Below are 21,430 nucleotides of genomic sequence, written 5' to 3' on the forward strand. Positions count from 1 at the left end.
ACCTTCCCACTTTATTCTGCCTAAGCTAAAAATTAATTTAATTTTTCATTCTATATCTATAATCTATGCTTGTACATATCCAAATTATGCAGAAATACCGCTTTTACCCTTTACAATTCCTTCTCAAGATTATAAAATAAATAGGTACTAAGGATAATAACTTTTGGCATAAACTTCACTTTTTTAAGCGGTTTATTTTAAAGGTTCTGATGTTCAAACGAAAGGATGTGTAAAAAATGAAAGACGTAATATACGTAACTGGACACAAAAATCCAGATACGGATTCAATATGTTCAGCTTTAGCTTACGCTGAATTTAAAAACAGAATTGGATCAACTACTGCTATACCTATAAGACTTGGAGAAGTTAGCAGAGAAACTCAATTTGCTTTAGACTATTTTGGTGCTGATGCGCCTGAACTAATGCCAACTTTAAAATGCAGTGTTGCAGATCTTGATTTCGATAATACTGCTCCTATTTCATCTGAAATATCATTAAAAATGGCATGGTCAATTATGAAAAAGTACAATGTAAAAACTTTACCAATAGTTGATGATGACGGAAAGTTAAAGGGGATAGCTTCTGTATCTAACCTTACTTCAACATATATGGATATATGGGATAACAACATCTTAGCAAAAAGCAATACAAAAATTGAGAACATAATTGATACTCTTGCTGCTAAAACCGTATATTTAAGTGAAAATGATCCTAAGTTCCCTGGAAAAATATTAGTAGTAGCAATGCAACCAAGCAGTGCTGAAGAGCATATTGAAGAAGGGGACATTGTAATATGTGGCGATAGAAAAGATGCTCAAACTACAATTATTGATTCAAAAGCTTCTCTTATGATAGTTGCTGGAAATCATACTGTAAGTGATGAAATATTAAAAAAAGCAAAAGAATCAAAGATATCAATAATTTCCACACCATATGATAGCTTTACAGCTTCAAGATTAATAGTTCAAAGTATACCAATAGGATATGTAATGCAATCAAAAGATATTGTGTACTTTAGAACCTCAGACCTTGTTGAAGACATAAAAGATGTAATGCTAAAGACGAGATATAGAAGCTATCCAGTAATTGATGCAGATGAAAAAGTAGTTGGATCTATATCAAGATATCACTTAATTTCTCAGCATAAGAAAAAAGTTATACTTGTAGATCATAACGAAATGTCTCAAGCAATAGATGGACTTGAGGATGCTCAAATATTAGAAATTATCGACCATCATAGAATAGGTGGAATGCAAACAGGAAACCCTATTTACTTCAGAAATCAACCTGTAGGCTGCTCATCTACTATAATTGCTTCCATATTCTTTGAGAATGGAATAAGACCATCTAAAAAAGCAGCTGGTTTAATGGCTTCAGCTATTATATCAGATACTCTTCTTTTTAAATCTCCAACAACAACTCCTGTTGACAAGGAAATCTTAAAAAGATTGTGTGAAATTGCTAACATAGATGCTGAAAAATATGCAAGTGAAATGTTTAAAGCTGGTACATCTCTAGATGGAAAAACAGTAGAAGAAATTTTTAACCAAGACTATAAAATATTTAAAATATCTGGTAAAAAAGTAGGTGTATCTCAAGTAAGCACAATGGATCTTGAGGGCTTTGAAAAATATAGAAAAGAAATGTTTGAATACATGAATAAAAAAGCCGACGAAGAACAATTTGATATACTTCTTCTGCTTCTCACAGATATATTAAAAGAAGCTTCGCTTGCTCTAGTAGCTGGAGGTCATAAAGATATTGTTGCCAAAACCTTCGGTGTAGTACTTAAAGAAGACAGTGCATATCTTCCTGGCGTACTTTCAAGGAAAAAGCAGGTAATACCACCTTTAACTTCAACTATAGAAGCTTTAAATGAAAAATAAAAAAAGCACTTTTTAGTGCTTTTTTTATTTCGCCTTAATACTTAATAATAACCACTCACTACTACCTTAAATTATTTACAAGCTGCCACATTTCATCACCTGTTTTTAAACTTTTGGATGAAAATTCGTAAGCTCTTTGTGCAACTATCATATCCGTAAATTCAGTAGCTACATCTACATTAGAACCTTCAACCCAACCTTGCTCAATAGAAGGATTAGCCACTACAGAAACCTGAGCTCCTGCTTTAGGAACAAATAAATTATTTCCTATAGAAGCCATAGCATCATCACCAACTACATTATATAAATTAACTTTTCCAACATCTCTAATTTCACTATCACTAACTCTTATTCCTATTTCACCATTTTGTGCTAAAACAATGTTATCATCTTTAAAATCTACAGAATTAGGATCAACATTATACTGTATATCTAAAACATTTCCACTTGAATCTACAAGCTTTCCAGTATTATCAATAGCAAATTGACCATTTCTTTCGTATGCTTTTGAACCATCTGCCTTCGTAACTCTAAAATATCCATCACCATTGATAGCAAAATCTGTTTTTCTATCCGTTTCCGTTAGAGGTCCTTCAGTATTATTTCTTAACCACTCATTAGCTTTTACACCAGTTCCGGCATATTGAGTTTTACCATTGGTAACTGGATATTTGCTTTTACTAAGATCACCATAAAGTAAATCGTCAAAAGAAACTTGTTGTGTTTTATATCCTACTGTATTCATATTAGCTAAATTATTAGATACAGCATCCATTTTTTCTTGTTCCGCATACATGCCACTTGTACCATTCCACATTATCCTAAACATTAGAACTCACCTCATTAAAAACATATTGTTACTTATCCTACTTTTCCAACATCATTAACTGTTTTTCCTACAGTTTCATCTATACTTTTAACAACTTTTTGATCACTTTCAAAGTTTCTCATAGTTGCCATCATATTCGTTATAGCTGTTAATGGATTTACATTTGATTTTTCAAGACATTGATTTTGTACAACAATCTGTGCACCCTGAATAGGGTTTTGTCCATCATATAGATTATCTCCAACCTTTTTAAGAGAATTATAATCATTAAAATCTACTAAATCTAACTTATATGCTGCAGCACCATCTATGCTTATATTTCCATAACTATCTGAAGTTATTTTTCCATTTCCAACTTTTATCCGCTCATCAGACCCAGTATTTACGTTCTTTCCCATTACATAATCACCAGAATCATCAACTAAATATCCATCTATATTTACATGAAAATGGCCATCTCTAGTATAATAATTTTTTCCACCAACACCATCTCTATATACAGTAAAAAAACCCCTTCCTTCAATTGCAAAATCTGTACTTTTACCAGTACTACTTATTTCTCCACCGGTAAAATCTGTACTAGTCTCATCTACTTGTTGTCCCAAACTTAAAGTACCGAGCAAGGTTTTTTGTGGAATACCATTTACAACCTTAGCATAATCTTGAATATAGACATCATTAAAAGATCTAGAATATAATCCATCACCCTTAAAACCAACAGTATCAATATTTGCAAGATTATTGCTTATTACATCTTGTTTAGCCGCCTGTGTAAGCATCCCATTAACAGCCGTATAAAATGATCTTACCATAAATTCTATCTCCCCTTTTACTTAATAACCTTCATGTCATTAGGATATTTCATACCATAGTGATATGCTTTTTCTTCAATTTCACCCTTTGTCATACTATGTCCAGAATTTATACTGTACATAGCAATTGTTGTAAAAACTATGCCTATACCAATGCCAAGTAAAACTTTTCTATCAAACAAAAAACTAAAAATTTTTCTTATTGTATATATAATTTTTGAATTAATAGAACTTCCCCCTTACCAATGTTAAGCTTTTGGGATATCTCATCTGTTGATAAACCATCCTGCATAAGCTTTTTTATTTGCTTAGCCTTTAAATTTTCAACCTCATTACTATCTTCAACTTCGATATCATTGTCTACTACAACATCTACTTTATTGTTTGTTTCTAAATCCCTTTTACTATTATTATCGTCAGAAAAAACTTTTTCATTAGACTCTGAATTTAAATTTTTCATTGTGGCAACTTCATCTTTTAAATATTCTATTTCTTTCTGCAACTCAAAAATTGTTTCTCCAAATTCTTTTCTTAACTTTCCAATTTCAAATTTGTAATCCTCTGTGCCATAAGAAATATCGTTTAACTTATCTTCAAATGAACCCTTATTATCATTTTTTATAACTTTAATGTTTATAAATATTAAAGCTATTCCGATCATAAGTAAAATAATTATAGCCATTAGGTCACCTCAATTATTCATATTTCAATACCTTGAGCTGCTTCCTAAGATGCATTATTGCTCTTGTATGCAACTGACACACTCTTGATTCCGAAACCCCAAGAATATTCCCTATTTGCTTCAATGTGAGACCATCATAATAATATAATGATAGCACTACCTTATCTTTTTCATTAATTAAATCAAGAGCTTTTGTAAGATATTCTATCTCCTCTTTTTCTTCAAGAGATTTTTCAGGACTCGGACTTTTTTTATCTTCAATAGTTCCTATAAGAGGCATATCATCATCCTCTGAAAATATTAAATCCTCAAGTGACATTACAGATATATAATTTATGTAACTTTCCACTTCAATAACATCTTTTACCTTAACACCAAGTCCAGATGCTATTTCAAAATATGTAGGTTCTCTTAAAAGTTCTTTTTGGAGCTTTTCAACTATAAAATTATATTTATTTAGCTTGTCCATAGCCCCTTTAGAAATTGGGCTGTTTTTTCTTAGCTCGTCAATCATTGCCCCTTTTATTCTTATAGATGCATAAGTTGAAAATTTCATACCTTTATCTTCATCAAATTTATTAAGAGCATCTATAAGCCCTATCATACCATATCCAACTAAATCCTCATAATCAATGTATTTACTCTTTCCAACTATTACTCTGGAAGCTATATATTTTACTAAAGGTATATATTTTTTAATCATTTCCTCTCTGCCATCTAAAATACCGGTTATTGCCATACAAGTTACCCCCCTACCTTTTTTTCATGCGTTCCCTCATAATATCAAAAGTATATAGAATTATATTTTCCCTCTGATTACCATCAATTTCATGAAATTTAAAACCACATACATAGGTTCCACTTTGATTCTTAACACATCTTACGCATATACATGGAACAAGTATATTTCTATCATGAAGCTGTAAGTAAATAATGATAACATCATTCTTATCAAGTTTTTCGTTAATTGTAATTCTTGCACCACCGCCACTTAAATCAAGCATGGTTCCAGTTGAAAATTCTTCAAGATGTTTTAAAGAATAATTCATCAAAGCTTTGGTAATCTTTTGCTTTCGCATAACTTTATACTGCACTTCTTTTGCAAGTTCTACCCTAAAATTTTTTCTTCTTTGTATTTTTCTTATTTTATCCTCATCAGGTATAGATATCAATATCATTGGTATTTTATCTTTTTTTCTTCCAATCACTGTTGAATAAAAAGAATAAACATTTTTATCATCACTGTAGATAAGTTCAATATTATCTCCTCTTATGAGGCTTGCATAACTTCCACTAGCTACTGGTAAACTTATAGCTATATATTTATCTGTTATATCTTGTACATTGCTTTTATAAACATCTTTCTCCCATATAATTTCACATTTGTCATTAATATTAATAGATGAATTAGACATAACCACAACTCCTTATGAAAAAATGCTGAAAAACTTTTTAAACAACCCCTCAATTCCCTTACCTGATTTTCCATAAGTATTTCCTATTATTTTTTTAGCTATATTCTCAATATCTTTAGCTGCATTACAGTTAGGTTTTCCTATAACAAAAGGTTCCTGTCTTCTAACAGCCATTACTAAATTATTGTCCTCGTAAACACTGCCTAAAAATTCAGTGTCAGCTTTAATAAATTTCTTAACAACATTCTGAAATTTGTTAAATGTATCAATTCCCTCCTTGTGATTTAATACTCTATTTACTATTATTTTAGCATTTGTCTTTATATTGAAATGCACTACAGCCTTAAATAAACTATATGCATCCGTTAACGAGGTTGGTTCTGGAGTTGTAACTATAACAAGATCATCTGAACATGCTATAAACCCAAGTATACTTCTATTAACTCCCGCACCTGTATCCATTATTATGTAATCTAAATCATTTAAACTAGAAATTTTTCTAAGAAAATTATCTGTTTGAAACTTAGACAATTCATTTAATTTTGTAATGCCTGTTCCTCCTGGCAAAAGCTTTACACCAAATGGTCCTTTTGCCACTACTTCATCAATACTTCTATCATTATATATTATATCAAATATATTGTATTTTGGTAAGAACCCCATAAGAACATCATCATTACCCATGCCAATATCTGCATCAAAAATAAGTACCTTTTTCCCCATTTTTTGAAGTGTTATGGATAAATTAACTACTATATTGCTTTTTCCTACTCCACCTTTTCCAGAAGTAACAGTAATCACCTTAGGTTTATTATAATTTATATTTTCTTCTTTTTCTAGAGCCATAAATCTAAGTTTTTGTGCCTGATCCATCATATATTATCCTCTCCCAATATAATACTACTGATTTTTTCTAAAGATAACTTTTTTATGTCATCAGGCACATTTTGACCAGTTGTGAAATAACTAACAGGTTTACCTGCATAATTTATTATATTTATAATTGAGCCATAAGTTGTGGTTTCATCTAATTTTGTTATAATTATATTTTTGTAATTTAACTTTTTATATCCATTAATAATAGCCTCAATGTCTTTGTCTTTAGTAGTGCAACTAACTACTAAGCTTATATTATTAGTTCCTGTTCTTTCCACAAAAGCTCTAAGTTGTGATATCTGCATTTCATTTTTACTGCTTCTTCCTGTGGTATCAACAAGTATTACATCACAATCACTCATACTTTTTATAGCTTCATCCATTTCTTTGAGTGTAATTACAACACTAAAGGGTATTCCCATAATATCAGCATAGGTTCTAAGCTGTTCAACAGCTCCTATTCTGTATGTGTCCACTGTTATAAGTCCAACTTTTTTCTTTTCTATAAGCGAAAATCTTCCTGCAAGCTTTGCTATAGTTGTGGTTTTTCCAACACCAGTTGGCCCTACCAAAACAATAATACCGCTTTCATCAATATCACATATATTAATATTATTTTTTATAACCTCTTTAATATTATTATCATCAAAATTACCATGTAAGTCCAATAATATTTTTTCTATGCATCTATCATTTATATCTACAGCTTTAAGTTTACTTTTAATCTTATCATTCAAAGATTCACCCTTAGCTTTTTCATTTGAAAGACCAGTAATAAGCTCCTTCATTTCTTTCATTTCCTCTAAAATTTCATCTTTACTATCTTTTTCCCCATCGTAAATCTTTTCTGTCTTCTTGATATTAGTATTATCCTTTTCTGATACCAAAGCTTTATTTGTGTGCTTTTCCATAGCTTTTTTTAATGCTTTTATGCTTTCTTCCATACTTACAGAATTTACATCATCATTGTTATAATCATCATACTTTTGAGATTTATCAACTCCTGCTGTAACTTCTATATATTTCTGAGAAAATAGCCCGAAAATACCACCCTTTTTTATTTTCCTACTGCTTATTATTACAGCATCATGTCCAAGTTCCATCTTTATCTTATTTAGAGCTTCATTCATATCCTTAACTATATACTTTTTTATTATCATTATAAGTTTACAACTCCTTCAGTTCTTATTTCAATTTCATTTGGAACCTCATTTAGTGATATAATACTTACGTTTGGGAACACCATTTCTGTAAGTTTTCTAAATGCAGGCCTTATTTTAGGAGATACTAAAATAACTGGCTGTCCATCATTGAAATTAACTGAATCTATAATATTTCTAATTGATTTAAGAATTTTAGTTGTATTATCAGGATCAATAGCTGGAAAAGATCCTTTAACTGATTTTTGAATATTACTAGCAATGAGATTTTCTATATCTGGTGACAAAGTTACAACTCTTATACTATTATTCTCATCAATTAAACCATTGCAAATAGTTCTTGCAAGTGCCATTCTAACATACTCTGTTAGCACTTCTGTATCCTTAGTTGTTCTAGAATTATCCGCAAGGCTTTCCATTATAGTAACCATATCTTTTATAGAAATTTTTTCTTTAAGTAAATTTTGAAGAACTTTTTGAAGTTCTCCTATTGTCATAAGATCAGGTATAAGCTCCTCAACAACAGCTGAATATTTTTCTTTCATCGAATCTACTATATCCTTTACTTCTTGCCTACCAAGTAACTCATAAGAATGAGCTTTTACAGTCTCAGTAAGATGAGTAATCATAACTGTAACAGGATCAACAACAGTAAGTCCCTTTATTTCAGCTTCCTCTCTCTGATCCTTATTAACCCATATAGCAGGAAGTCCAAAGGTTGGTTCAACAGTTTTTATTCCTGGCATATCAGAATTTTCACCTGATGGATCCATACATAAAAGCATATTAGGCATTAACTGCCCTTTTTGAACAACTGTACCCCTTATTTTAAATATATATTCATTTGTATCAAGCTGCAAATTATCTCTTATTCTTATTGGTTGAACAACTATACCCATTTCAATTGCACACTGCCTTCTAACAGAGGCAATTCTTTGAAAAAGATCTCCCCCTGAATTTTCGTCTGCAAGTGGGATAAGACCATAACCAATTTCTACATCCATTGGTTCTACTGAAATAAGTTTCATTACATTTTCAGGTTCTTTACTTTGAGTTTCAATATTTTTCTTATTTTCATTCTCAACTGCCATTATCTGTTTACCTATATCATCTTTATATAACATATATGCAGCTCCACCTAGAGCTGCTGCCAAAACAATGAATACCACATGTGGAAATCCAGGTATCATTGACATTGCAAGTAAAACACCTGCCGCCATCCCAAGTACCTTAGGAAAACCTGTTAATTGCCCAATAAGTGAATTTCCAAGATTTTCACCATTTTTAGATCTAGTAACAATTATACCAGTTGATATCGAAATAAGCAGTGCTGGAACCTGACTTACAAGTCCATCACCAATAGTAAGCTGTATATAAGTTTTTGCCGCATCAGCCGCAGATAAATTTTTCATAAGAACGCCAATTATTATTCCACCCAGACTATTTATTAAAACTATGACAATTGATGAAATTGCATCACCTTTTACAAATTTTGATGCACCATCCATAGAGCCAAAAAAATCTGCTTCAAGCTGCAAATCTCTCCTTTTCTTCTTAGCTTCCTCTTCAGTTATAAGTCCAGAATTCAAATCAGCATCTATGGTCATCTGTTTTCCAGGCATAGCATCCAATGTAAATCTTGCAGCTACTTCTGCAACTCTTCCAGAACCACTAGTTATTACAATAAATTGAACTACTATTATTATAAGGAATATTACTATACCAACAACATAATTTCCACCTACAACCAAACTGCCAAAGGTATTTATTATATCTCCAGCATATCCATCAATAAGTATAAGCCTTGTAGATGATATATTAAGTCCAACTCTGAAAAGAGTCGTAATAAGTAGTAATGTTGGAAATACTGAAAATTGAAGTACCTCAGTTGTAAACATTGCAACAAGTATTATTATAACTGATATTGATATATTAACTGCAATAAAAACATCTAATAGTGCTGATGGCATAGGAATAATTAGCATTAATACTATACCAACAACAGCAAAAGATACTATTATGTCAATATTATCTTTTATATTTAATCTTCTACCTTCCTCCAATATTATCACCTTTATCTTTTCTTTTTTAGTTTATAAACAAAAGCTAAAATTTCAGCAACAGCCTGATACATTTGAGCTGGTATAGCTTCATCAATATCAACTTCTGAAAATATAAGTCTAGCGAGAGGCTTATTTTCTACAATTGGAACATCATTATCACTTGCAATTTCTTTTATTTTAAGTGCTGTTCTATCTACACCCTTAGCAACAACCACAGGTGCACCATCTACACCTTTTTCGTATTTTAGAGCCACTGCAATATGTGTAGGGTTAGTTATTACAACAGTAGCATCTGGAACCTTGTTCATCATAGTTCTAGAAATAATCTCTCTCATTCTTTGCTTTCTTTTACCCTTTACTTCCGGATCTCCCTCATCTTGCTTAAATTCATCCTTTACTTCCTGTTTAGTCATCTTCATATCATTACTAAATTTATATTTTTGATATGCAAAATCAGCTATAGCAATTATAATCATTACCAAACTCATACGCCTAAATATATCAAGTACATATGATAAATAAGCATGAGGAATATAATTTATAATTAAATTGTTTAATTGAAAAATATCACTGTAATTGCTCATGAAAAAGTTATACCCAACAAACCCAGCTATAGAAACTACAACTATGTCTTTAAAAAGTTCAACTATAGTTCTCATAGAAAACATTCTTTTAAATCCCGCAATTGGATTTATTTTTGATAAGCTTGGCTTTAAAGGTTCAGTAGTATGCATAAAACCCGTTTGAATTATACTTCCGGCAACACCGAAAATCATTATTGGCACTATAAATACTAAAACTACCTTTAAAAAATTTACAATCGAAAATGCCAGTACACTCTTCAAACCCAACTCAGTTAAGCTTGCTGTTATATAATTACTAAAAAAAGTGTACATCATATCTTTAAGATTCTGAAACGCCTTGTCACCAAATGCCGTCAATATTCCTGTAATAGCTATAAGCGTGATTGCAACTGTTACATCTTTACTTCTAGGAACCTGTCCTTTTTCTCTTGCTTTTCCAAGCTTTCTAGGTGTAGCCTTTTCCGTTTTATCCGAATCTGCAAATATAAATGCAGCTGGAATAAGCTTATAAAATCCTTTGTAAATATCAGGCAATGCATTAAATGATGATACCATAAATTTTATCATAACTGGCAATGTCATAATAACACATATAAGTCCAATTAATATTTTAATTGGAATACCTAAAATCATTACATTAAGCTGTGGAACTGTTCTAGACATAAGCCCTAAAACTAAATCCGCAATTAAAAGAACAAGTATAACTGGCAATGCTATCTTCATACCTATAATAAAAAATTGTGTAAAAACATCAAAGGAAACCATGACACTTTGTGAGTTCACTACAAACGTACCAAGCTTAACCGAATTAAAACTGTTAACTAACTCTTTTATAAGCATAGTATGTCCATCAATAGCAAAATATAGAACAACCGAAAACATATTAAACAGTCTTTCCATTAATGAAGCATTAGTTTGAGTCGAAGGATCATATGATGTCATCATAGAAAATCCTATCTGAAAATCAAGAAATTGACCTCCTATTCTTACACACATAAATGTTAGATTAGCAAAAAAACCAAGTATAATTCCTGTTATAACCTCACATATACACTGCCATGTATACAAAAGACCATTATTAAAAACTGTAGCATTTGATAAGTTTATGTATGGAATAACACAAAATGCAATTGCCATTGAAAGCATTACCTTTGCAATATTAGGAAAACTTTTAGGAAATATAACTTCAAGTGCAATAAAAAACGATAGTACTCTTAAAAATACAAGAAATAACGAAGTAAAATAAACGATATTCATTATTTATCACACCTAACTTGTTATATTAGAAATCATATCAAATACCCTATTCATAAATCCTGTCATCATGTGAAGCATCCAACTTCCCGTCATGAATCCAACTAAAACTATTGCTAAAAGCTTAGGTAAAAATGTAAGAGTTTGCTCTTGAATTTGAGTAGTTGCTTGAAATATACTTATTATAAGACCTACTACTACAGATACTAAAAGTGCTGGTGCACAAATCATAAGACCTGTTGATACTGCATCTTTCATTACTGTTATTATCATATTCTCTGTCATATATATCACCTTCCAAAACTCAATACAAGAGATTTAACAACCATATACCATCCATCAACCATTACAAATAAAAGAAGCTTAAATGGCATTGATACCATAGCCGGTGGCAGCATCATCATTCCCATTGACATTAAAATACTTGCAACCACAAGATCTATTATTAAAAAAGGTATGTACAATAAAAAGCCTATTGTAAATGCGGTTTTAAGTTCACTTATAATAAAAGCAGGAATAACTATATGCATAGGCATATTTTCTGTTGTATATTTACCTTTAGATTTATCTAATTCAATAAATAAATTTGAATCTTTTTTATATGTTTGTTTTTCCATGAACTGCCTAAGCGGCTTTTTTAATCGTGTATATGCTTCCTGCTGAGTTATCTGCTTATTTAAATAAGGCTGAATCGCATCTTTATTTATAGTATTATATGTAGGCATCATAATAAACATTGTGAGAAACAAAGCTAATCCTACAAGTACTTGGTTAGGTGGTGATTGCTGTGTACCCATAGCATTTCTTAAAAATCCAAGAACAACTATTATTCTAGTGAAACTTGTCATCATCACCGCTATAGATGGTAACAACGTTAAAACAGTAAGTACGCCAAGAAGTTTTATGTCATCAACAAAATCAGTCGGATTGCTCGGACTATTATCAACAGACATATTAATTTTAGGTACATTTAAAGTTTGTGAAGTTGTTGGTGCTGCATAAATTCTACTTCTGAAACAAAAAATACATATAAGAAACACCATTAGAAATATTACATTTTTCTTTTTCATAGCTAATCTTCCTTTTTCATCCAAAGCTTATTCTTAACATCCTTAAAAAATTCACCAAAACTTTTATACTGCGGTATTTTTCTTACTTTTTCTAATGAGTACAATTCCTCATCACTAATTTCCATTAAAATTTCTGTTTTAGATGGTGTACTAGATATAACATATCCCTTTAAACCTATTTTAACAATTAAAAGACTGGCCTCTTTTGAAAGAGATGTTTTTTCTAATACCTTAATGTATTTTCCATTTTGCATATCTTGAAACTTACTACCACCATATTTTAAAGAAACATAAATTAACAGTATAATTATTGGGAAAAAAATTATAAATTTTATTATCATATCTGCTGTACTTACCATACAACACCATCCTAAGTATTATTGAATAACTAAATTACTAAAGTATACATTTGAAACTCTTCCATTTTTTAAATGTGTATTAACTTTATTAAGAATCTCAGTTTCTATTTGTTCAAGCTTTTTCTGATCACTAAAATCCGCTGCCTTTTTACTTCTTAATACTCCTACTATTTCAGATCTCAATATTGGTGTTTTTATAGATGTTTTATCTTCTAACTCAGATTGGAGTTTTTTGTTAGTATTAGGGTCATATCCTAATGCAACATCGGCTTTTATAAATTTTGCAGAATCCGTATCAGCTAAGTTAGTTGTAATATCTTCAAAACTGTATGTTTGCTCATCTACATCTACTGTTGTAACCATACCACTACTTGTTTGCTGTACTGTATTTGTATTAGCAGTGGCAGTATTAGCACTATTTCCTTTATTTTGTTTTGAAAAGACCAAAAAGTAAAATGCTCCACCTGCAACCAATAGCAAAACTATTATTGCAATTAATAATATGGTTATTAACTTCGAGCCCTTTCCACCTTTTTTATCTTCATCTTTCTTTTTATCGTCAGCCATCTCTATACCTTCCCCTCTATATCATAAATATCAATATATATAAATAAAGAAAAGCGTTTATTTAAAAGTTCCCTTTAATATTTGCCTTTTAAACATTATCACTTTATCTATAACTTCATCAACCGTTTCTTGCACAATATATTTATTCCCATTAACAAGTGTTATTACTGTTTCCGGTACTTCATCAATTTTTTCTATTTGGCTATCATTAATAACAAAACTTTTTCCATTCATTCCATTAAGCTTTATCATAACCTTCCCCCTTTAATAATTACTTACTGATTCTAATAATTTGCAATATATAGTTTTGCTCTATATATTGCAAATTATCAACTTAAAAACAAATTATTTTACAAGATTAACCAATGTCTGTAAAATCTCATCACCAGTGCTTATAACTTTTGAACTAGCTTGGAACCCTCTTGTAGCAATTATCATATTAGTAAATTCTTTGGCAAGATCAACATTTGACTCTTCAAGGCATCCGCCCTTTATATCGGAAAATCCAGCGGAATTATCTTTACTTTTTATAGAATTTTTATATGCAGCTTCATTTGCATTTTTACTCTGAGGATCTTTTGCCGCACCATATCTTATAATCGCTTCGCCTGAATTTGCAGAAACATCAAGCAAATTTGAGCCTGATTTAGTAAGTCCTTCAGGATTTTTAAAAGTAGCCATAGCTATCTGCCCAAGAGCAGCAGTAGTATTATCATCTAAACTTGCTGTTATTGTTCCGTCTGTTCCTACGGAAAAATTCTTCACCTTTACACTTTTAACATAAACCTTACCATCAGTACCTTTGTAGAACTTTCTAACGGAATCTGGGATTTTTAATGAATGGAGATTACTACTATCTGCTCTTAAATCATTATCATCATAATTTACAAAGGCAACATCACCTTCTGCAATATAAGAGGACGCTGCTCCTGTCGTAGCTGCAGATGCTCTTCCAATAACAAGAGAATTTGCTTGATCTATACTAGTTATATTTTCACCTGACTCCTCAATAACTGAAGATCCTGCACCAATATTTGCAGTGCTTTCTCCTTGAGCTCTTGATATACTAACTGCATCTGCATAATCATTAGCACCTGAGGCAATTTGGTTTCTTCCCATCATTGAATATCCGAGAACTCTATGTCCATCTGAAGTAAGAAGATTACCCTCCGAATCAAGCTGAAAGCTACCATCTCTTGTGTATGAAATTGCAACTCCTGTTGGCACTGTAGTAATAGAGTGATTATTTGAATCTACCTTAACACAGTCCTGTTCACTAAACATAGTTGGACCAGTCGCAACTATAAAATACTGACCTTCACCATCAATAGCACAATCGAGATTTCTACCCGTTGGATTTAATGATCCCTTTTGAATATTTGTAGAAATACTTGAAACCTGTGTACCAAGAGTAATCTGCTTAGCATTGGTACCACCTAAATTTTTACTTGATCCTGTAGCGTCGCTAATAGTTTCACTAAAACTGTCCGAATTATTAACAGATTCTGATTTATAAGCAACGGTACTGGAGTTTGCAATATTACCACTTGTTACATCTAATTTTGTTTGATTTGTATTCATACCACTAATACCAGCATTAAATGCTCTTAACATAAAAATACCTCCCATTTATCTCTTTAATTTATTTACTGCTTCCATCAATCCACAGCATAAGCTTCCTTATTTAAATTCATAAATTATGAATTACATTTAGGTCCAGCTATAATAAAACTACACTATCTATATTTGTAAATACATTTTCTTTTCTACTATCTTTATCTATCGCGGTTATTATCGTTCTACTTTTTATGCTTGCAATAAGTGCCACATCTTTATATAGTATAAGACAATCCTTAGCGCCTTTTTCATCTGCATCATTTATTCCCTGATTTATTTTTTTCATATCTGCTTCGTTTAGCTCAATGTTTCTTGATTTAATCCTTTCAGCCGCATGTTTAGAAATATTAAAACCTGTACACGTATTTAAATTATCATCTAATATTTTTTCAAAAGTTGTATTCGTTTTTGCAGAATTATATTTTATATGCTTATTCGAACCACTAGAAATACTTTCTACAGGAAATAATTCTCCATTAATCACCCTATATCTCATAAGCTATCACCTATCAATACTATAAAATTGTCATTTTAAGTTGTACTTGATGCATTACTTACTGCTGCTTTTTCTGTATCTTTAACATCAGAATCTCCAATTACACTAGCAACTTCTGAATAATCAAATGGCATAACTTTATTAACTTTAACATCTTCATATACAGGTTTACCAGTCTTCGGATCAGTAACTGGATTTCCATTAGAATCAGTTTTCTGCACCTGTTTGGTAACATATACAATTTTTCCATCCTTAACTACAGGTTTACCATTGCTATCAAGCTGTTCTTGATATATAGGCTTACCATCTTGATCAATCAAACTTATATAAACTTGCACATTATCACCATTTCTTGTAACCTTTTCTACTGTACCTCTGTAAATATTTCCATTACTATCTACCGAATTCATAGTTACAGCTTTTCCTACAAGTGAAGAAGCACCATTAAACGTCATTGTTCTATTCAAATTAAGCATTTGTTCAACACTAGAAAATTGAGCCATCTGAGATATAAATGCAGTTGGATCTTGATTACTATCAGGACTTTGATTTGCCATCTCAGCCGTTAGTATTCTTACAAAAGCATCTTGGTCCAATTTATTAGCTGGCTTTCTACTCGTAGTATTTGTAGTGCTCTGTTTTATCTTATTTGTATCAACATTATTTAAATCATTAAATGGATTCACACTATTCGACATAATCCTTCCTCCTTAAGCTAGCATATTTACTTTTCCTTCATCAACTCTTGCACCTTCAGATTTATTTTCTACTTCTACATTTTTTTCTTTACCACTGCTATTCTTATCTCGTTCTCCTTGATTATTTTGCCTATTTTCACTGCTTCCTTGACCTGAAAAATAAGTAGTATCATTATATATATTTACAGAAAACGCCTGAATTTTTATATTTTGATTATTCAAACTATTGTTAATATCTCCAAGACTTGATTGTAAAAGATTATACGTTTCTTTGTTTTGAGCCGAAATGCTAGCTTTCATAACATTGCTTTCCATCGAAAGTCTTATCACAACCTCACCAAGTTCTTTAGGATTTATTTTTACTGTAAGTTCTTTAATATTATTATCCTGCATATACTTTACCGATTTAACAATATCAGCTGCAAAATTATTTTTATTTATTACTTGAAGATCTCCTTTTACAGCTTGAATATTTGCATTTGCATTTGTACTTGAAAATTGATTTATAAATGTAGTTACCTTTGAAATTTTGCTATCACTACTACTTTCATCCTGTGATAATAATTTCTTTAGAAAATCATCACTTTTTTCATCACTATCATCGCTTTTTTGAAAACTTTTATTATCCTTGGAAGATGTACTACTATCGTCACTAACATTAGGCTTATTTTGCAAGTTTTCTTTTAAAACATCATCTTTAACATTCTTAATAATACTGCTTGAATCATTACTTTTAATTTCTTTTTCACTTTTATCCTCTGTATTAGAGTTTACATTAGCTTTACTAACATCATTAGATAGCTTTGTTAAATTAGAAGTGTTATTGCCCTCTTTCAACTTTGACTCTAAAACATCGATTATATTGTCTATTAATTTACTGTGCTCATTTTTTGCTGATTGATCATTTACGCCATTTGCTGATTGAGCATCTATGCTAGAGGTTAAAAGTTTTACAAATTTGTCATTACCACTTTTATTGAATATATCCTGAAGTTTAGTTGCAAGATTAATTATAACCTTCTGAAAGTCCTCTGGAACCTTCAATTTATCAAGTTGAGTCTTTAATTTAGAAATATCAAATGACCCATTACTAAAGCAGCCTAACATAGTAGAAAGTATTGATTGCAAGTAATCATTAGTTTCATCACTAGTTTTATCGTCGGTAACCTCATTAGGATATATTTTACTTTTACCTTCATCACTGTTAATCTTACTCTTCAAATCAGAATTTACAGCATTTCCATTTTTGTCATTTTCATCTTTAATATCATTGCTTTTAGTATCTTGATCTTTAATATTTTCATTTGAAGCATTGGCATCAGAACTAACCTTATCTTGACTATCAGTACTTACATTTGTTGTTGCAGTATTATTAAAACTTTTCTTCAAACAACTATCAAAAGAATTAGACTTATTTGTGCTCATAGTTGAATTCTTTGAATCGTAACTCTTTATATCTGTTTGCCCACCAGCTAAATTAAAGATATTTAAAGTATCAACGCTCTTCATTTTCTCACCTCCTTTCAAGTTTTCTTATATATCCATATAAAGCAAGTTCGTCATTAAATCTTTGTTCAACCAATTTTGTTTCTAGTTCAAAATTCATTTTTTGTTTCTCCTTCAAGGTTTCAACGGTCTTTCTCTCAATTTGCTTTTCTACAAGCTCTTTCCTTTTTTTTTCGAGATTTTCACTTTTCGTATTGAGCTCAATATTTGCTTCATCTATACAAGAGGTTAAAGCATTAAGATAATTATGAGTAATTTTTTGTTCAATAACAGTCCCAAACATCCTTGCTTCACTGTATTTTTTGTAATTATCCTTTAATGAAGCCAGCTTTTCTTCTGCTTTTAATTTTTCTTCTTGAGCCTTTTTAAACACAATTTTGCTTTGTTCTTCCTTTTGAAATTTCAAATCTAAAAGCTTTTGAAGCCTAAAATTAAATTTACCCATAACTATCCTCTTTTCATAAGACTAGCTCATAAACATATTTTTTAGATTTTCTACGCTTTCATCAAATGGTGCCTTTTCATTTATCCCTTGCATGAGATAAGCATTTATCCTATCATTATAAGCAATTGCAGCATCCACCTTTTTATTACTTCCTCTAACATATGCACCTATGTTTATTAAGTCTTCATTATTCTTATAGGTTGCAAGTAAATCTCTTGCAATACCTGCCGCTTTTTTATGCTCTTTTTCCGCAATCTCAGACATAAGTCTGCTAATACTTTTTAAAACATCTATAGCAGGATAATGATTTTTAGCAGCTATATCCCTTGAAAGAATTATGTGTCCATCTAATATACCTCTTACTGCATCAGCTATAGGTTCATTAAAGTCATCTCCATCAACAAGTACTGTATAAAATGCTGTTATAGAACCTTTATCTGACATTCCTGCTCTTTCCATGAGTCTTGGAAGCTTTGCAAACACAGATGGTGTGTATCCTTTAGTAGCTGGAGGTTCACCAATGGCTAGTCCAACTTCTCTTTGTGCCATAGCAAATCTTGTTACTGAATCCATCATCAATATTACTTTTTTACCTTTATCACGAAAATATTCAGCAATAGCCGTTGCAGTAAAAGCACCTTTTAATCTTACAAGTGCAGGTTTATCAGAAGTAGCACACACAATAATAGATTTTTTCATTCCTTCCTCACCGAGGTCCTTTTCTATAAAGTCACGTACTTCTCTTCCTCTTTCCCCAATAAGCGCAATTACATTTACGTCTGCTTTAGCTTCTCTTGCTATCATTCCAAGTGTTGTACTTTTTCCAACACCACTTCCTGCAAAAATACCTATTCTTTGACCCTCTCCACAAGTTAAAAATCCATCTATGGCTCTTACTCCTGTGGCAATTACATTTTTAATTCTTCTTCTCTTCAAAGGGTCCGGAGGTTCTTTATCAAGTCTATAAAATATGCCCTTATTAAACTCTTCACCAGTCATAGAATTTCCAAGACCGTCAAGTACTTTTCCCAAAAGTTCAGAAGAACACTTAACACTTAGTGGTCTACCCGTAGGAACAACCTTGCAGCCTGGTGATATTCCTACAAGTTCACCAAGAGGCATAAGTATTACGCTGTCTTCCTTAAAACCTACCACTTCACATGGAATTCCTCTATTTTTTTCATTGTAAATTATGCATACCTCTTCCACAAAGGCTTTAATACCTTCCACCTCAATAGTAAGTCCTATAACCTTATTAACAATGCCTTCTACATATTCCGTATTACACTCACAAACTTCCCTAGTAAGTGTCTCAAAATCAACATCAATCATTTGACCACCCACATCATTCTGACTTCAATATTATTTCTTTAATTTTATCAATAGCATTCTGAGCATTAACTTCAATTTTGCCATTATCTTTTTCAATAACTGCGCAGCCATCTTCTCTTTCGTTATCTTCAATGACAAAAATCTCTCCATTATAAGGAAGCTCGTTTTTCCATGTTGAAACATTGCTTTTAATACTTTCTACATAATTTGCATTGCATTTTATTATTATAGTTTTAGCATTTTTAGAAAGCCTTATTGCCTCACATACCATACCATCTATAGCATCACTGTCTTTAATTCTTTCCTTTACAACCTTTGATGCCACTTCAATCACAAGTTTTTTTATCTCAAGTTCTTTACTTTCATAATACTTTTCACATTCATATCTTGCGCTTTTAACAATATTTGAAGCATTTTGCTGTGCAAGTGACTTTAAATTTTCAATTTCCATTTTTCCAGTCACAACAGTTTCGTTATAGGCATCCTCATAACCTTTTTTTCTTCCTTCGTTAATGCCTTTTTCATAAGCTTCCTTATATGCATTTTCTTCAATGATTCTTGAATCATCTATAGCAGCCTTTCTAATGCTTTCAGCTTCAAGCTTTGCCTGTTTTATTATTGAAGCTGCTATATTTTCATACTGTTCATACTCAACTTTCTTTTCTACCTCAGACTTATCATCTTTTTTAGGAACCTTTATATCCTCTATAGCTATAACATGATGTTTTTCTTGCTGAACAACTCTTAAATTATCTATAACTCTAGACGATAATAGCATCTTCTCCACCTCTCGAAACTATTATTTCTCCAGCATCTTCAAGTCTTCTTATAACACTAACTATCTTCTGCTGTGCCTTCTCAACATCAACAAGCCTTACTGGTCCAAGGAACTCCAAATCTTCCTTTAATGCAGCAGCAGCTCTCTTTGATTGGTTTCTGTAAATTGCATTAGAAACTTCCTCTGAGCAACCCTTGAGTGCCATACCAAGATCCTTTGTATCAATTTCTCTAAGAACTCTCTGAATTGATGTATCATCAAGAGTAACAATATCTTCAAATACAAACATAGACTCGTTGACTTTCTCTGCAAGCTCTGGATCTTCTTTTTCAAGACCCTCTCTTATATTCTTTTCTGTAGTTCTATCAACCTGATTTAATATATCAACAAGAGTTTGAACTCCACCAATAACAGTAACATCAGATCTCACAACAGATGATAATTTACTATTTAAAACTTTTTCTATTTCCTTTATAACCATAGGAGAAGTATTGCTCATGGTAGCAAGTCTAAATGCTACATCTCCCTGAATTTCCTCTGGTAGTGCAGATAAAATCTGTCCTGCTTTATTAGCTTGTAAGTAACATAATATAAGCGCAATTGTCTGTGGATGCTCATTAGTTATTACATTCAAAAGTTGATGTGCATCAGCTTTTCTTGCTATTGCAAAAGGTCTGTACTGCTCTGTAGCTTCAGCAACCTGATCCAAAATTTCCATAGCCTTTTGAGGTCCTAAAGCTTTTGAAAGTAAGTCTTTTGCATAATCAATACCGCCTTCAAGAATATAATCCTTAGCCTTATTCATGTCTATAAATTCTTTAAGTATTTCTTGCTTCACATCAGACTTAACAGAAGTTATATTAGCTATCTCATAAGTTATTCTTTGGATTTCCCTCTCTGGAAGTTTTTTAATTATTTTTGATGAAGCCTCAGGGCCAAGAGTGATAAATAATATGGCTGCCTTTTGAACCCCTGTTAGCTTCGTATCTTTATTGGCCATG

24 protein-coding genes are annotated in these 21,430 nt (G+C 31.3%); 1 reads left to right on the top strand and 23 read right to left on the bottom strand.

The genetic code is table 11. The annotated features are described in order from the left end of the window. The first annotated feature begins 236 nt into the window (after positions 1 to 236). A complete protein-coding gene (locus tag ACJDT4_RS14365; protein WP_406788262.1) occupies positions 237 to 1,886 on the top strand; it encodes a putative manganese-dependent inorganic diphosphatase in 1,650 nt (549 codons plus the stop codon). Positions 1,887 to 1,947: 61 nt separating this feature from the next. Here the strand turns inward: ACJDT4_RS14365 and ACJDT4_RS14370 are convergent, their stop codons facing one another. The 23 genes from ACJDT4_RS14370 to fliG all read right to left on the bottom strand — a co-directional run bounded on the left by ACJDT4_RS14370 (position 1,948) and on the right by fliG (position 21,429). Next, the gene (locus tag ACJDT4_RS14370; RefSeq protein ID WP_406788263.1) at positions 1,948 to 2,715 is read right to left on the bottom strand and encodes a flagellar hook-basal body complex protein; all 768 of its coding nucleotides are present in this window, start codon (positions 2,713 to 2,715) and stop codon (positions 1,948 to 1,950) included. Positions 2,716 to 2,747: 32 nt separating this feature from the next. Further along, entirely contained in the window at positions 2,748 to 3,527 is a 780-nt protein-coding gene (locus ACJDT4_RS14375; RefSeq protein WP_406788264.1) for a flagellar hook-basal body complex protein, read from the bottom strand. A 17-nt stretch (positions 3,528 to 3,544) separates the two neighbouring features. After that, positions 3,545 to 3,709 (bottom strand): hypothetical protein, encoded by a 165-nt coding sequence (locus tag ACJDT4_RS14380; RefSeq protein WP_406788265.1) that lies wholly within the window; start codon positions 3,707 to 3,709, stop codon positions 3,545 to 3,547. Positions 3,710 to 3,726: 17 nt separating this feature from the next. Beyond that, entirely contained in the window at positions 3,727 to 4,209 is a 483-nt protein-coding gene (locus tag ACJDT4_RS14385) for a DUF6115 domain-containing protein (RefSeq protein ID WP_406788266.1), read from the bottom strand. Between the two features lie 13 nt (positions 4,210 to 4,222). Continuing rightward, positions 4,223 to 4,948, bottom strand: a complete 726-nt coding sequence (locus ACJDT4_RS14390) for a FliA/WhiG family RNA polymerase sigma factor (RefSeq protein WP_406788267.1) — start codon at positions 4,946 to 4,948, stop codon at positions 4,223 to 4,225. A gap of 13 nt (positions 4,949 to 4,961) precedes the next feature. Beyond that, positions 4,962 to 5,624 (bottom strand): flagellar brake protein, encoded by a 663-nt coding sequence (locus tag ACJDT4_RS14395; RefSeq protein WP_406788268.1) that lies wholly within the window; start codon positions 5,622 to 5,624, stop codon positions 4,962 to 4,964. Between the two features lie 12 nt (positions 5,625 to 5,636). Then, a complete protein-coding gene (locus ACJDT4_RS14400) occupies positions 5,637 to 6,500 on the bottom strand; it encodes a MinD/ParA family protein (protein ID WP_406788269.1) in 864 nt (287 codons plus the stop codon). Further along, on the bottom strand, positions 6,497 to 7,660 hold the full coding sequence (gene flhF / locus ACJDT4_RS14405) for a flagellar biosynthesis GTPase FlhF (protein WP_406788270.1): 1,164 nt from the start codon (positions 7,658 to 7,660) through the stop codon (positions 6,497 to 6,499). The genes ACJDT4_RS14400 and flhF overlap by 4 nt, the downstream gene beginning before the upstream one ends. Continuing rightward, positions 7,660 to 9,723, bottom strand: coding sequence for a flagellar biosynthesis protein FlhA (gene flhA / locus ACJDT4_RS14410; protein WP_406788271.1), 2,064 nt, complete (start codon positions 9,721 to 9,723; stop codon positions 7,660 to 7,662). The genes flhF and flhA overlap by 1 nt, the downstream gene beginning before the upstream one ends. Before the next feature lie 11 nt (positions 9,724 to 9,734). Beyond that, the gene (locus ACJDT4_RS14415) at positions 9,735 to 11,564 is read right to left on the bottom strand and encodes a fused FliR family export protein/FlhB family type III secretion system protein (protein ID WP_406788272.1); all 1,830 of its coding nucleotides are present in this window, start codon (positions 11,562 to 11,564) and stop codon (positions 9,735 to 9,737) included. 12 nt (positions 11,565 to 11,576) lie between these two features. After that, positions 11,577 to 11,846: a flagellar biosynthesis protein FliQ gene (gene fliQ, locus ACJDT4_RS14420; RefSeq protein WP_406788273.1), complete on the bottom strand. Its 270-nt coding sequence runs from the start codon at positions 11,844 to 11,846 to the stop codon at positions 11,577 to 11,579. Positions 11,847 to 11,851: 5 nt separating this feature from the next. Beyond that, positions 11,852 to 12,631 (bottom strand): flagellar type III secretion system pore protein FliP, encoded by a 780-nt coding sequence (gene fliP, locus ACJDT4_RS14425; RefSeq protein ID WP_406788274.1) that lies wholly within the window; start codon positions 12,629 to 12,631, stop codon positions 11,852 to 11,854. 2 nt (positions 12,632 to 12,633) lie between these two features. After that, positions 12,634 to 12,990 carry a flagellar biosynthetic protein FliO gene (locus ACJDT4_RS14430; protein ID WP_406788275.1) on the bottom strand — a complete coding sequence of 119 codons (357 nt, stop codon included), beginning with the start codon at positions 12,988 to 12,990 and terminating at the stop codon, positions 12,634 to 12,636. 18 nt (positions 12,991 to 13,008) lie between these two features. Then, positions 13,009 to 13,557: a flagellar basal body-associated FliL family protein gene (locus ACJDT4_RS14435; RefSeq protein WP_406788276.1), complete on the bottom strand. Its 549-nt coding sequence runs from the start codon at positions 13,555 to 13,557 to the stop codon at positions 13,009 to 13,011. Positions 13,558 to 13,614: 57 nt separating this feature from the next. Then, on the bottom strand, positions 13,615 to 13,809 hold the full coding sequence (locus ACJDT4_RS14440) for a flagellar FlbD family protein (protein WP_406788277.1): 195 nt from the start codon (positions 13,807 to 13,809) through the stop codon (positions 13,615 to 13,617). A gap of 93 nt (positions 13,810 to 13,902) precedes the next feature. After that, positions 13,903 to 15,171, bottom strand: a complete 1,269-nt coding sequence (locus tag ACJDT4_RS14445) for a flagellar hook-basal body complex protein (RefSeq protein ID WP_406788278.1) — start codon at positions 15,169 to 15,171, stop codon at positions 13,903 to 13,905. Positions 15,172 to 15,277: 106 nt separating this feature from the next. Then, positions 15,278 to 15,670: a TIGR02530 family flagellar biosynthesis protein gene (locus ACJDT4_RS14450; RefSeq protein ID WP_406788279.1), complete on the bottom strand. Its 393-nt coding sequence runs from the start codon at positions 15,668 to 15,670 to the stop codon at positions 15,278 to 15,280. A 35-nt stretch (positions 15,671 to 15,705) separates the two neighbouring features. Continuing rightward, a complete protein-coding gene (locus ACJDT4_RS14455) occupies positions 15,706 to 16,368 on the bottom strand; it encodes a flagellar hook assembly protein FlgD (protein ID WP_406788280.1) in 663 nt (220 codons plus the stop codon). Positions 16,369 to 16,380: 12 nt separating this feature from the next. Continuing rightward, on the bottom strand, positions 16,381 to 17,877 hold the full coding sequence (locus ACJDT4_RS14460) for a flagellar hook-length control protein FliK (protein ID WP_406788281.1): 1,497 nt from the start codon (positions 17,875 to 17,877) through the stop codon (positions 16,381 to 16,383). Between the two features lie 4 nt (positions 17,878 to 17,881). After that, complete coding sequence (gene fliJ, locus ACJDT4_RS14465; RefSeq protein WP_406788282.1) at positions 17,882 to 18,319, bottom strand: flagellar export protein FliJ; 438 nt, start codon at positions 18,317 to 18,319, stop codon at positions 17,882 to 17,884. A gap of 21 nt (positions 18,320 to 18,340) precedes the next feature. Next, positions 18,341 to 19,651 (bottom strand): flagellar protein export ATPase FliI, encoded by a 1,311-nt coding sequence (fliI, locus tag ACJDT4_RS14470; protein ID WP_406788283.1) that lies wholly within the window; start codon positions 19,649 to 19,651, stop codon positions 18,341 to 18,343. 13 nt (positions 19,652 to 19,664) lie between these two features. Then, positions 19,665 to 20,429 carry a FliH/SctL family protein gene (locus ACJDT4_RS14475; protein ID WP_406788284.1) on the bottom strand — a complete coding sequence of 255 codons (765 nt, stop codon included), beginning with the start codon at positions 20,427 to 20,429 and terminating at the stop codon, positions 19,665 to 19,667. Then, on the bottom strand, positions 20,413 to 21,429 hold the full coding sequence (gene fliG, locus ACJDT4_RS14480) for a flagellar motor switch protein FliG (protein ID WP_406788285.1): 1,017 nt from the start codon (positions 21,427 to 21,429) through the stop codon (positions 20,413 to 20,415). Before fliG ends, ACJDT4_RS14475 begins: the two co-directional genes overlap by 17 nt. Position 21,430: the final 1 nt, after the last annotated feature.

The organism is Clostridium neuense, assembly GCF_045310695.1.
Lineage (GTDB): Bacteria > Bacillota > Clostridia > Clostridiales > Clostridiaceae > Clostridium_S > Clostridium_S neuense.

Excerpts from the sequence above, each read along its gene's own strand:
- ACJDT4_RS14365 (WP_406788262.1), top strand. The coding sequence starts at position 237 with ATGAAAGACGTAATATACGTAACTGGACACAAAAATCCAGATACGGAT.
- ACJDT4_RS14370 (WP_406788263.1), bottom strand. The coding sequence starts at position 2,715 with ATGTTTAGGATAATGTGGAATGGTACAAGTGGCATGTATGCGGAACAA.
- ACJDT4_RS14375 (WP_406788264.1), bottom strand. The coding sequence starts at position 3,527 with ATGGTAAGATCATTTTATACGGCTGTTAATGGGATGCTTACACAGGCG.
- ACJDT4_RS14385 (WP_406788266.1), bottom strand. The coding sequence starts at position 4,209 with ATGGCTATAATTATTTTACTTATGATCGGAATAGCTTTAATATTTATA.
- ACJDT4_RS14390 (WP_406788267.1), bottom strand. The coding sequence starts at position 4,948 with ATGGCAATAACCGGTATTTTAGATGGCAGAGAGGAAATGATTAAAAAA.
- ACJDT4_RS14395 (WP_406788268.1), bottom strand. The coding sequence starts at position 5,624 with ATGTCTAATTCATCTATTAATATTAATGACAAATGTGAAATTATATGG.
- ACJDT4_RS14400 (WP_406788269.1), bottom strand. The coding sequence starts at position 6,500 with ATGATGGATCAGGCACAAAAACTTAGATTTATGGCTCTAGAAAAAGAA.
- flhF (WP_406788270.1), bottom strand. The coding sequence starts at position 7,660 with ATGATAATAAAAAAGTATATAGTTAAGGATATGAATGAAGCTCTAAAT.
- ACJDT4_RS14415 (WP_406788272.1), bottom strand. The coding sequence starts at position 11,564 with ATGAATATCGTTTATTTTACTTCGTTATTTCTTGTATTTTTAAGAGTA.
- fliQ (WP_406788273.1), bottom strand. The coding sequence starts at position 11,846 with ATGACAGAGAATATGATAATAACAGTAATGAAAGATGCAGTATCAACA.
- fliP (WP_406788274.1), bottom strand. The coding sequence starts at position 12,631 with ATGAAAAAGAAAAATGTAATATTTCTAATGGTGTTTCTTATATGTATT.
- ACJDT4_RS14430 (WP_406788275.1), bottom strand. The coding sequence starts at position 12,990 with ATGGTAAGTACAGCAGATATGATAATAAAATTTATAATTTTTTTCCCA.
- ACJDT4_RS14435 (WP_406788276.1), bottom strand. The coding sequence starts at position 13,557 with ATGGCTGACGATAAAAAGAAAGATGAAGATAAAAAAGGTGGAAAGGGC.
- ACJDT4_RS14440 (WP_406788277.1), bottom strand. The coding sequence starts at position 13,809 with ATGATAAAGCTTAATGGAATGAATGGAAAAAGTTTTGTTATTAATGAT.
- ACJDT4_RS14445 (WP_406788278.1), bottom strand. The coding sequence starts at position 15,171 with ATGTTAAGAGCATTTAATGCTGGTATTAGTGGTATGAATACAAATCAA.
- ACJDT4_RS14450 (WP_406788279.1), bottom strand. The coding sequence starts at position 15,670 with ATGAGATATAGGGTGATTAATGGAGAATTATTTCCTGTAGAAAGTATT.
- ACJDT4_RS14455 (WP_406788280.1), bottom strand. The coding sequence starts at position 16,368 with ATGTCGAATAGTGTGAATCCATTTAATGATTTAAATAATGTTGATACA.
- ACJDT4_RS14460 (WP_406788281.1), bottom strand. The coding sequence starts at position 17,877 with ATGAAGAGCGTTGATACTTTAAATATCTTTAATTTAGCTGGTGGGCAA.
- fliJ (WP_406788282.1), bottom strand. The coding sequence starts at position 18,319 with ATGGGTAAATTTAATTTTAGGCTTCAAAAGCTTTTAGATTTGAAATTT.
- fliI (WP_406788283.1), bottom strand. The coding sequence starts at position 19,651 with ATGATTGATGTTGATTTTGAGACACTTACTAGGGAAGTTTGTGAGTGT.
- ACJDT4_RS14475 (WP_406788284.1), bottom strand. The coding sequence starts at position 20,429 with ATGCTATTATCGTCTAGAGTTATAGATAATTTAAGAGTTGTTCAGCAA.
- fliG (WP_406788285.1), bottom strand. The coding sequence starts at position 21,429 with ATGGCCAATAAAGATACGAAGCTAACAGGGGTTCAAAAGGCAGCCATA.